We start from the raw sequence: 11,081 nt of genomic DNA, 5'->3' as shown, positions 1-11,081 counted from the left end.
CTCGGCGAAGCGCTCGGCCAGTTCCTTGCGCAGTTCCTTGCGAACGATGGCGGCGTCCCAGCGGCGCTTTTCCTCGTCGGTTTCGAGCTGCAGCGGGGGCACGGGGGCAGGCTTCTTGTCATCGTCCACGGCCACCATGGTGAAGAAGCAGCTGTTCACATGGCGCACCACCTGGCTGCGAATCTCCTCGGCAATCACCTTGATGCCGATTTCCATGGACGACTTGCCGGTGTGGTTCACGCTGGCCAGAAAAGTCACCAGCTCGCCCACATGGATGGGCTGCAGAAACATCACCTGATCCACGCTCAGCGTCACGACATAGCGGCCCGCATAGCGACTGGCGCAGGCATAGGCAACCTGATCCAGTAGTTTCAAGATGGCGCCGCCGTGCACATTGCCGGAGAAGTTGGCCATGTCGGGCGACATGAGCACGGTCATGCTCAGCTGGTGGGATGGTGTATTCATGGGGCGCGATTCTAGAAGTGATCCATGGCACATGCAGAGGCTTGCCGCATACCCCAACAGGACAACGGGCTGGCGACTGCACAGGCATCACGATCCGCGCATTTCGGGACTTTGTCAGCCCCTCAAACCCCAGTGACCGGCCATCTGGGACAATGACCGGCTTTGTTGTTCGTGCTTCAGCGCCCTGCCCGCCGTGTCCTCCACCCCACAGGTCCCTTTCCAGATTTTTGACGCCATCATCATCGGCGCCGGCGCCGCCGGCCTGTTCTGCGCGGCCCAGGCCGGCCAGCAGGGCCTGAAGGTGCTGCTGATCGATCATGCGCCCAAGGTGGCCGAGAAGATCCGCATCTCGGGCGGCGGACGCTGCAACTTCACCAACCGCGATCTGGACGTGCGTGCGCCACACAAGCATTTTGTGGGGCAGAACCCCCAGTTCTGCCGCTCTGCCCTGTCGCGCTTCACACCCGCCGACTTCATCACGTTGATGGACAGGCACGGCATTGCCCACCACGAAAAGCACCAAGGCCAGCTGTTTGCCGACCATTCGGCCGAGGACATCATCGCCATGCTGCTGGCCGAGTGCACGGCGGGCGGCGTGCAGCGCTGGCAGCCTTGCCAGGTCAAGAAAGTGGTGTTTTCACCGGCAAACCCAGACACAGAAAGCGATTGCAGCTATCAGATTGAAACCGATCGTGGCCTGGTACAGGCTGCCAATCTGGTCATTGCCACCGGCGGCCTGAGCATTCCCAAGATCGGCGCCACCGACTTCGGCTACCGGCTGGCCCAGCAGTTCGATCTGCCTCTGATCGAGCGCACACCCGGCCTGGTGCCCATGACCTTCGACGGCGAAGGCTGGCAGCCCTACGCAGGCCTGGCCGGTCTGGCCCTGCCCGTGGAAATCAGCACCGGCAGCAAAAAGGAGCGCATGAGCTTCCACGAGGATTTGCTGTTCACCCATCGCGGCCTCTCCGGTCCTGCGGTGCTGCAAATCTCCAGCTACTGGAAACCCGGCACCCCGCTGCAGATCAATCTGCTGCCTGGCGTGGATCTGGCCGAGGTGCTGGCCCAGGCCAAGCTTCACTCACGCAAGCTGGTAGCCAACGAGCTGGCCGCCCACCTGCCCGCGCGCCTGGCCGATGCCTGGGTCAGCCGCATGCCCGAGCTGCAGCGCCCCATCAACGAGGCCGGCGACAAGGCCCTGGCCAGACTGGCGGAGCAGCTGTCGCGCTGGGAAATCACCCCCACGGGCACCGAAGGCTACAAAAAAGCCGAGGTCACGCTGGGCGGCGTGGATACCAAGGTGCTGTCCCAGCAAACCATGGAGTGCAAGAGCCGCCAGGGCCTGTACTTTATAGGCGAGGTGGTGGACATCACGGGCTGGCTTGGCGGCTACAACTTCCAGTGGGCCTGGGCCAGTGCCGCTGCCTGCGCCCAGGCCATGGCGGAAAAGCAGTCGGTCCAGGCTTGAGCCACTGAAATCGGAGCGGCGGCCGCCATCAAAAAAAAGGATGGCCGAACCATCCTTTTTTGCGGGCAGCCCCAGGGCCCACCCTGCGCTCAGGCCGCAAACTCCGGGCCTTCATAGTGCTCTGGAACCTTGAGCTGCCCCGAGGAGATGGCTGCGGACGCCCTGGCCACGCGCTCGCGTACAGCGGGCGCCACTGCCTGGCCCATGGTCAGGCGCACGGCAGCCGGATCGCTCAGGCCGATCTTGCGAATACCCGGGCCGGGCGCACCGCGCTCCTGCATGTCCTTGACGGCCAAGAATGCGCCAATACCCACATCGGCCCAGGCGGAAGCAACGAACACCTGCGGGTCCACCGCGGTCCAGTCGATCACATTGCCGATCTGGCGCGTGCCCGCCTCACGGCAGGCCTGGGTCACGCCATCGCGGCCGGAGTTGAGCATGGTGAAGATCACATCGGCACCGGCTGCCATCTGGGCTCTGGCGATGCGGTGCGACAAGGCGTTGTCGTCCTGATCGCCAGAGAAGTTCGTCAGCAGCTTGACCTTGGGGTCGGTATCGCGCACGCCGGCCGCATAGGCGGCGCGGCCCTTGAGCCCCGGGGGCACGCGAATGCCCGACATATGACCGACCACACCGGTTTTGGTGGTCAGCGCCGCCAGCACGCCGGCCAGATAGGCCGACTCCTCCTGCAGCACGTCATAGCTGCAAAGATTGCTCCCCTGCACCGCGCCCTGGGTCACGACGAACTGGGTCCTGGGAAAACGCGCCGCAACTTCGGCTGCGGCCTGATTGTTCTGCCCGCCATGGGCAATCACCAGTTGCGCGCCCTGCCCCGCGAGCTGCGCGAGAGCCGGCTCCAGCAACTCCTTCCTGGGTGCCATGCCGTCGAGAAAACGGGTCTGCACGCCCAGCTCCTGGCGCGCTTTTTCCAGACCGCGCCAGCCGGCCTCCATAAAGCCCTTGTCGCTACGCGAGCCGGCAAACAGACCGCCCACCACCAGAGAATTGCCGGTCGTAGCAGCGCCCGGAGCCTGGGCCTTGCCAGCACAGGCCGTCAGCGCCAGCAGGCCGGGGACGGCGATGGCCGAAGCCATCCATTGACGACGCGAAACCGATGAGGAATGAGAAGCGCTGGACAAGATGAAAGCTCCTTGGACACGGAAAAGACAGCGATGCGCACAGGCACCAGGTCACTCGCTTCCTGACTTGGATCAAGAAACAGAGCTCTTAAACTGTATGCAATTTCCGTGCACAAGATGCTCCACACAAACCCCAGAGCCCAGCGACACCGGCATGGGCTTGGGGCAGCCCGGCCAAGGCCTGCACCTTGCGCGCAGCAAAGGCATGAAGACAGTCGCAAGCGCACAATGGCAGCGCCTGGATCGGGGCTTTGGCAACGCCAGCCTGCTGCGGCAAAGCCCTGTCATCGCGGCCCGCGCGGGACGGCTTGGCTGCACTATGCAGACGCGGCCCAAGTCTTGGTCTATAATGCTCGACTTTGCTGGCATTACCCCGTCGGCCATACTAGTTAAAAAGTGGCGGGGAAACCGCTGTACACGGCTCTCAGGCCCGATCTTCCCGAGAACCCTCTGTCAGCACAGATATATCTGGAAATTAAATGACTACCATCCGCGTCAAAGAAAACGAGCCCTATGAAGTTGCCCTGCGCCGCTTCAAGCGCACCATCGAAAAGCTGGGTCTGCTGACCGATCTGCGTGCTCGCGAGTTCTACGAAAAGCCCACAGCCGAGCGCAAGCGCAAGAAGGCTGCTGCCGTGAAGCGTCACTACAAGCGCGTTCGCAGCATGCAACTGCCTAAGAAGCTGTACTAATCGTTGATTAGGACCAGTCGGCCTTAAAACAGCCGCAAACCCGCGCTCGGGACGCCAGGCGCGGGTTTTTTGTTTTCTGGCCACTGTGCCAAGCCTGCCCGGCCGCGCAGTGACCTCCCAGCGCATGGATAGTCAACGCCGTTCACACGGCGCACCACCATTCGCCCACCCCAAGGAGAAAGCCATGAGCCTGAAAGCCCAGATTACCGAAGACATGAAGACCGCCATGCGTGCCAAGGACAGCGCACGCCTGGGCACCATCCGCCTGCTGCAGGCCGCGATGAAGCAAAAGGAAGTGGACGAGCGCATCGAGCTCGACGACGCCGCCGTCATCGCCATCGTCGACAAGCTGATCAAGCAGCGCAAGGACTCCATCGCCGCCTTCGAAGCCGCCAACCGCGCCGATCTGGCCGATGTGGAAAAGGCCGAGATGGAAGTGCTCAAGGTCTATCTGCCCGAACGCATGGGCGAAGCCGAGATCACCGCGGCCGTGCAGGCCATCGTGGCCGAACTGGGCGCCTCCGGCCCCGGCGACATGGGCAAGGTGATGGGCGCCGTCAAGACCCAGCTGGCCGGCAAGGCCGATATGGGCCTGGTGTCCGCTGCCGTGAAGGCCGCGCTGACAAAGTAATTGGCAACCGGCCTGAGCCGCCACGCGGCATCAGGCTCAAAAACAGAAGCTGCTTGCGCTTGCTGTACATATCTTTCAGATTAAAAACAGTCTGAAATTCATGTATATCAAACGATAGCAGCTTCTTTTTTCATAGCATTCCTGAATCCCGTGGGCACCTGTTTGCTGAAGAACTCCTGCAGGAACTCGACGCAGACCCGCACCTTGGCCGAGCGCTCCAGCCGCGTCGGATAGACCGCCCAGATATTCGCCTGCTGCTGCCACTCGGGCAGCAACTGCAGCAGGCTGCCGGCCTGCAGATCGGCCGCCACATCCCAGAGCGAGCGCAGCACGATGCCATGGCCGTCGCGCGCCCATTGCACGGCCATCTCGCCATGATTGGTGGACAGCGGCCCGGTCACCTTCACGCTGCGCTCCTGACTGCCCGAGCGCAGTTTCCAGACACCGAAGGGATGGTCACGCTCCTTGATGACCAGACAGTCATGCGCAGCCAGCTCGTCGAGCGTGCGCGGACTGCCACGCCGCTGCACATAGGCCGGGGCCGCGCACAGCACGCGATGGTTATCGGCCAGATGGCGCGCAATCAGGTGCGGCGCGATCTCGTCGCCCACGCGCACATCGAGATCGAAGCCCTCGGCCGCGACATCGACGATGCGGTCAAACACCTCCAGGCGCAGCTGCAGCGCCGGATATTGCGCAATCAGCTGCGACAGCGCGGGCGCCACCACATTGCGACCAAAGCCGAAGCTGGTGGACACCCGCAGCAGGCCGCGCGGCTGGCGGCGCGTCACATCCACCTCCTGCAGCAGATGCTCGACCTCGTCCAGAATGCGCTGCGCCCAGTGGTAGACGCGCTCGCCCTGCTCCGTGACAGCGACCCGCCGTGTAGTGCGATGCAGCAGCTTCACGCCCAGCTCCTGCTCCAGCAGGCGGATGCGCTTGCTGACAAAGGCCGGCGAAGCATTGTGCGCGGCCGCAGCTTCGGCAAAGCTGGCTTTGCGCACCACGGTGGTGAAGACACGCAGGTCTTCTGGCGAGGGCATTTTCTGCACGATCTGTAAACAATCAGGCCACGATCAGTCAATTGTATTCAGTTATGCAAGGTGCAAAAATACCGCCAGGCACAGGCTGAGCCGCTGCCTCGCCACCCAACACATTCACGAGAGAGCACCATGTCCACTCCCAAAAAGATTGCAGTCATCGCCGGCGACGGCATCGGCAAGGAAGTCATGCCCGAAGGCCTGCGCGCGCTGGAAGCCGCAGCCAGGCGCTTCGACCTGCCGCTGGAGTTCCACCATTTCGACTGGGCCCACTGCGACTACTACGCCGAACACGGCCAGATGATGCCCGACGACTGGAAGGCCCAGCTCTCGGACATGGATGCCATCTTCTTCGGCGCCGTGGGCTGGCCCGCCACCGTGCCCGACCATGTCTCGCTGTGGGGCTCGCTGCTTAAGTTCCGCCGCGAATTCGACCAGTACATCAATCTGCGCCCGGTGCGCCTTTTCGAAGGCGTGCCCTGCCCCCTGGCCGGCCGCAAGCCCGGCGACATCGACTACTACGTGGTGCGCGAGAACACCGAGGGCGAGTACACCGCCCTGGGCGGCATCATGTTTGAAGGCACGGACCGCGAGATCTGCATCCAGGAATCGGTCTATAGCAAGCATGGCGCCGACCGCCTGCTCAAGTACGCCTTCGATCTGGCCCAGAGCCGCGCCAAGAAGCACGTGACGCTGGCCACCAAGAGCAACGGCATTGCCATCAGCATGCCCTGGTGGGACAAGCGCGCCGACGATGTGGCCAAGGACTACCCCGAAGTCACGCTGGACAAGCAGCACATCGACATCCTGACCGCCCGCTTCGTGCTGCAGCCCGGCCGCTTCGACGTGGTGGCCGCCACCAATCTGTTTGGCGACATCCTGTCCGACCTGGGCCCTGCCACCACGGGCACCATCGGCCTGGCCCCATCGGCCAACCTCAACCCCGACCGCACCTTCCCCTCGCTGTTCGAGCCCGTGCACGGCTCGGCACCCGACATCTACGGCAAGAACATCGCCAACCCCATCGCCATGGTCTGGTCGGGCGCGCTGATGCTGGACTTCCTGGGCCGCAGCGAAGGTGCCTGGCGCCAGGCCCACGACACCATCGTGGCCGCCATCGAGCACACGATCAAGGCCGGTCCGCTGACGCCCGATCTGGGCGGCAAGGCCAACACCACCGAGGTGGGCGAAGCCATCGCCGCGGCCATCGCCAACGCCTGATGACTCCGGGCTGGCCCCAGCCGGCCCGATTCAAGACAAGAAGCACCCCGCGCAGGCTGAACCTGCACCGGGGTGCTTTTGTACGCCTGCACGCCCAGGACCACCGGCTGCGGCGACCTAGGCTTCAGACCGCGGTTTGGCTTTGGCTTGCGAAGCCGATTTCCTGGCCGACCGGGCCTGGGCATTGCGCTGTGCAGCGGCTTGCACCAGCGCCTGGAACGCTGCACCGTCGAGCGCATCGCCCACATGCAGGTCTATGGCCCGGCGCGTGGCGCCTTCAAGACTGGCATTGAACAGGCCGGCCGGATCGGCCAGGGCCGCGCCATGCGCGAAGGTCAGCTTGACCACGGCCTTGTAGGTCTCGCCCGTGCACAGAATGCCGTCCTGCGACCATACGGGCGTTCCGCGCCATTTCAGCTCTTCCACCACAGCGGGCAAGGCCTCGCGGATCAGCGCGCGCACGCGAGCCAGCATGGCGCCGCGCCAGTCGTCCAGGCTGGCAATCCTGGCATCGATCAAAGCCGAAGCCTCGGGACCGCTGACGGGCCCGGTGGAAGACGCGGGTAGCGAGGTGCTCATGGACAGCTCTCCTTCATCAATTCGGTCCCATGCGCAAGGCCCACATGGCATGTGAAACGGCGCCCTGCGGACTTGCCGATGGCGTCGGGCTCAGCCCTGTCCCCTGGCCACCTCGCGCAGGCATTCGACCAGCAAGCCCGTGGTCGGCGTCAGCGGCTGGCCGCGCAAGGTGATCAGCCCCACGGGCGGCAGATCGATGGGCACGACCAGATCCAGTATGGCCAGTGTACCCAGGGCAGCATGGCAGCGGGCCACGCCACGTGCCATGAAGGCCACGGCGCCGCGCTGGTGCACAAAGGTCAGCTGCGAGAGAAAGGACGCGGTCTCCACGATGTCGGCCGGCGGATGCAGGCCGTGGGCATAGAACTGCTGCTCCAGCTTCACGCGCAGCGAGGCCCAGGGCGGCGGCAGCACGCAGGGCTGCTCCGCCAGGGCCTGCCAGCTGGCCGCGCCCGGCGCCAGCAGCGCATGACCGGGCCGCACCACGGCCACCATGGGATCGTCGTACAGCGCCTCGGTCTCCAGGTCGGGCGCGGCATAGCCGGGCTCCAGCCGTCCCACGAACAGATCCAGTTCGCCCAGGCGCAGCTTGGGCAGCAGGCGCGTCAGATCCCCTTCCTCCACCATCACCGTGGTCTGGTCCGAACGCGCCTTGAGCCGCTCCACGGCGCTCGCCAGCAGCACCGGCGTGGCCACCACCATGGCACCCACGCTGGTGCGCCCGCGCGCGCCGCTGGCCTCGGCGGCCATCTCGTCGCGCGTTCGTTCGAAACCGGCCAGCACGGAGCGCGCAAACCGCACCATGCTGACACCCGCTGCCGTGGGCTCGGTGCCGCGCGTGGAGCGCTCGAACAGCGCCATGCCCAGCATGCGTTCGACCTCGGCCAGGGTCTTGGAGACGGCGGGCTGGGTCACGGCCAGAAACTCGGCAGCGCGGCCCAGGTGACGAAACTGGTCCAGCGCCACCAGCAGCTGCAGATGGCGCAACTTGAGGTTGGAGCGCAGCACACGATCGATCTTGCTCATGGGGCTTCATTACTTATTAGTTATGAAGAGAGTCTATCTTTTCATTGGATTGTCATGGAGCAGTTTTGAACAATCGGGGCTAGGAGTTCAAATAACGACAGGAGACACGCGATGATCCCCCCACGCAGCAGCCGGCGCAGCTTTGTGCTCGGCGCCCTCGGCGCAGCCACGCTCGGAACTTCCACCCGCCTGCTGGCCCAGACCTGGCCCGAGCGCCCCATCACCTTCATCTGCCCCTGGCCTGCCGGCGGCACGGCCGACCAGTCCATGCGCGCGCTGTGCACCGTGGCCGGCCGCATCCTGGGCCAGGCGATTGCCGTGGAAAACCGCGCCGGAGCCTCCGGCATGATCGGCTCCAAGGCTCTGGCTTCGGCCAAGCCCGACGGCTACACCATCGGCCAGATCCCGATCTCGGTCACGCGCTTTTCCCAGCTGGGCACGCTGCAGGCCGATCCGCGCAAGGACTACACCTATATCGCGCGCACCTCGGGCCAGACCTTCGGCATCGCCGTGCCCGCCAACTCGCGCTTCAAGACCCTGCAGGACTTCGTCGCCGCCGCCAAGGCCAAGCCCGGCAGCATCACCTACGCCCATGCCGGCGTGGGCGGTGCCACCCATGTGGGCATGGAGGAATTTGCGGCAGCAGCCGGCATCCAGCTCAGCCATGTTCCCTACAAGGGCGGCGCCGAAGCGCTGCAGGGCGTGCTGGGCGGCCATGTGGATGCGCTGGCCGACTCCAGCTCCTGGGCACCGCATGTCGAAGCCGGCAAGCTGCGCCTGCTGGCCACCTGGGGCGAGCAGCGCACGCCGCGCTTCAAGGACGTGCCCACGCTCAAGGACCTGGGCTACAACGTGGTCGTCGATGCGCCCAACGGCATCGGTGCGCCCAAGGGCCTGCCGCCTGCCGTCGAAGCCAAGCTGCGCGATGCCTTCCGCCAGGCCGTGGCCAGCCCCGAGTTCAAGTCCGTGGCCGACAGGCTGGACGCGCCACTGCTCTACCTGGACGGCCCTGACTACGCCAAGTATGTGAACACGATCTACCAGAAGGAAACCGTGCTCATCGACAAACTCAAACTGCGCGACCTGATGCGCTGACGCGCCGCAGCCCCACTGCCTCAAGCCCGCCATCCCCGGACTCCAAGATGCTCTCCTCCTCTTCTTCCCTGCTGCACCTGCACCCCAACGACAACGTGCTGGTGGCCAAGACCGCCCTGGCCCTGGGCCAGGACATTCCCGAGCTGGGAGTGCGAACGCGCGCCCAGGTGCCGGCCGGCCACAAGATCGCGGCGCGCCGCATCGCCGAAGGCGAGCAGGTCAAGAAGTACGACACGGTGATCGGCGTCGCCACACGCGACCTGGAGCCTGGCGACTATGTGCACAGCCACAACCTCAAGCTGGTGGACTACTACCGCGACCCGTCGTTCGGTGCCGACGTACGGCCCGTGGACTATGTGCCCGAGGAACAGCGCGCCACTTTCCAGGGGTTTGTGCGAGCGGGCGGCGGCGTGGGCACGCGCAACTTCATCGGCATCCTGTCCTCGGTCAACTGCTCGGCCACCGTGATCAAGCGCATCGCCGCCCACTTCACGCCCGAGCGGCTGGCAGCCTTTCCCAATGTGGATGGCGTGGCCGCCTTTGCCCAGAGCAGCGGCTGCGGCATGTCCTCGCCCAGCGAGCACTTCGACGTGCTGCGCCGGACCCTCGCCGGCTATGCGCGCCACCCCAACCTGGCGGGCGTGCTCATCGTGGGCCTGGGCTGCGAGCGCAACCAGGTCGATGCATTGGTGGATTCGCAAGGCCTCAAGGAAGGCCAGTTGCTGCGCACCCTGGTGATGCAGGAAGTGGGGGGCACACGCACCACCATCGAAGCAGGTATTGCCGCCATCGAAGAAATGCTGCCCATCGCCAACCAGGCCCGGCGCAGCACCGTCAGCGCCGCCCACCTCAAGATCGGCCTGGAATGCGGCGGCTCGGACGGCTTTTCGGGCATCACGGCCAACCCCGGCCTGGGCGCAGCCATGGACATTCTGGTGCGCCACGGCGGCACGGCCATCCTGTCCGAGACGCCCGAGATCCATGGCGTGGAGTTCATGCTCACGCGCCGCGCCATCAGTCCCGAAGTCGGCCAGAAGCTGCTGGACCGCCTGGCCTGGTGGGAACGCTACGCAGCCGGCCAGAACGCCCAGTTCAACGGCGTGGTCGGTCATGGCAACCAGGCCGGCGGCCTGGCCAACATCTTTGAAAAGTCTCTGGGCAGCGCCATGAAGGGCGGCACCACACCGCTGCGCGCCGTCTATGAATATGCCGAGCCCATCACCGAACACGGCTTCGTCTTCATGGACTCGCCAGGCTACGACCCGGTGGCCTCCACCGGCCAGATCGCCAGCGGCGCCCAGCTGATCTGCTTCACCACGGGCCGCGGCTCCATGTTCGGCAGCAAGCCCGCCCCCACCATCAAGCTGGCCAGCAACACGCCCATGTACCAGCGCCTGCAGGAAGACATGGACATCAACTGCGGCGTGGTCGTCGACGGGGAGCTGACCGTGCCCGAGCTGGGTCAGCAGATCTTCGAGCAGATCCTGCGCCATGCCAGCGGCGAACAGACCAAGAGCGAAGTCCTGGGGCTGGGCGACCATGAATTCGTGCCCTGGCACCTGGGCATCGTGAGCTGAGGAAAACGCATCTTCCAGAGCTTTGCGCCCTTATCCGATCTTCACTTTCTGCGATTTTCACCATGAACGCCACGCCACTCAGACTGCAACGCACCGAACTGCAGCGCAGCGCCAACTTCATCGCCGGCGCCTGGACACCCGCTGCCAG

11 protein-coding genes are annotated in these 11,081 nt (G+C 64.9%); 6 read left to right on the top strand and 5 right to left on the bottom strand.

Features of this window, described 5'->3' with window-relative positions; all coding sequences use genetic code 11:
• On the bottom strand, positions 1-465 hold a 465-nt coding region (locus tag ACLBXN_RS07485; protein ID WP_447611695.1), incomplete at its 3' end, for an acyl-CoA thioesterase.
• A 193-nt stretch (positions 466-658) separates the two neighbouring features.
• Between ACLBXN_RS07485 and ACLBXN_RS07480 the strand changes: the two genes are divergently transcribed.
• Positions 659-1,933: an NAD(P)/FAD-dependent oxidoreductase gene (locus ACLBXN_RS07480; protein WP_447611694.1), complete on the top strand. Its 1,275-nt coding sequence runs from the start codon at positions 659-661 to the stop codon at positions 1,931-1,933.
• 89 nt (positions 1,934-2,022) lie between these two features.
• Here ACLBXN_RS07480 and ACLBXN_RS07475 read toward each other — a convergent pair whose 3' ends face one another.
• Positions 2,023-3,072: a BMP family protein gene (locus ACLBXN_RS07475; protein WP_447611693.1), complete on the bottom strand. Its 1,050-nt coding sequence runs from the start codon at positions 3,070-3,072 to the stop codon at positions 2,023-2,025.
• Between the two features lie 479 nt (positions 3,073-3,551).
• On the opposite strand from ACLBXN_RS07475, the gene rpsU reads away from it, so the two are divergent.
• Positions 3,552-3,764, top strand: a complete 213-nt coding sequence (rpsU, locus tag ACLBXN_RS07470) for a 30S ribosomal protein S21 (protein ID WP_003052999.1) — start codon at positions 3,552-3,554, stop codon at positions 3,762-3,764.
• Between the two features lie 184 nt (positions 3,765-3,948).
• Positions 3,949-4,395: a GatB/YqeY domain-containing protein gene (locus tag ACLBXN_RS07465; protein ID WP_050872150.1), complete on the top strand. Its 447-nt coding sequence runs from the start codon at positions 3,949-3,951 to the stop codon at positions 4,393-4,395.
• Between the two features lie 107 nt (positions 4,396-4,502).
• Here ACLBXN_RS07465 and ACLBXN_RS07460 read toward each other — a convergent pair whose 3' ends face one another.
• Positions 4,503-5,438, bottom strand: a complete 936-nt coding sequence (locus tag ACLBXN_RS07460) for a LysR substrate-binding domain-containing protein (protein WP_447611851.1) — start codon at positions 5,436-5,438, stop codon at positions 4,503-4,505.
• Between the two features lie 129 nt (positions 5,439-5,567).
• Here ACLBXN_RS07460 and ACLBXN_RS07455 point away from each other — a divergent pair, with 129 nt between their 5' ends.
• On the top strand, positions 5,568-6,656 hold the full coding sequence (locus tag ACLBXN_RS07455; RefSeq protein ID WP_211459701.1) for a tartrate dehydrogenase: 1,089 nt from the start codon (positions 5,568-5,570) through the stop codon (positions 6,654-6,656).
• Between the two features lie 117 nt (positions 6,657-6,773).
• Here the strand turns inward: ACLBXN_RS07455 and ACLBXN_RS07450 are convergent, their stop codons facing one another.
• Both ACLBXN_RS07450 and ACLBXN_RS07445 read right to left on the bottom strand, forming a co-directional pair.
• The gene (locus tag ACLBXN_RS07450; protein WP_447611692.1) at positions 6,774-7,235 is read right to left on the bottom strand and encodes a DUF1801 domain-containing protein; all 462 of its coding nucleotides are present in this window, start codon (positions 7,233-7,235) and stop codon (positions 6,774-6,776) included.
• Positions 7,236-7,325: 90 nt separating this feature from the next.
• Positions 7,326-8,261: a LysR substrate-binding domain-containing protein gene (locus tag ACLBXN_RS07445; RefSeq protein WP_447611691.1), complete on the bottom strand. Its 936-nt coding sequence runs from the start codon at positions 8,259-8,261 to the stop codon at positions 7,326-7,328.
• A gap of 111 nt (positions 8,262-8,372) precedes the next feature.
• Here ACLBXN_RS07445 and ACLBXN_RS07440 point away from each other — a divergent pair, with 111 nt between their 5' ends.
• Complete coding sequence (locus tag ACLBXN_RS07440) at positions 8,373-9,356, top strand: Bug family tripartite tricarboxylate transporter substrate binding protein (protein ID WP_211459697.1); 984 nt, start codon at positions 8,373-8,375, stop codon at positions 9,354-9,356.
• Between the two features lie 47 nt (positions 9,357-9,403).
• Entirely contained in the window at positions 9,404-10,933 is a 1,530-nt protein-coding gene (locus ACLBXN_RS07435; protein WP_447611690.1) for a UxaA family hydrolase, read from the top strand.
• Positions 10,934-11,081 lie beyond the last annotated feature (148 nt).

It is taken from the genome of Comamonas sp. C24C (assembly GCF_053345995.1).
This window is presented reverse-complemented; position numbering and strand designations above follow the sequence as displayed.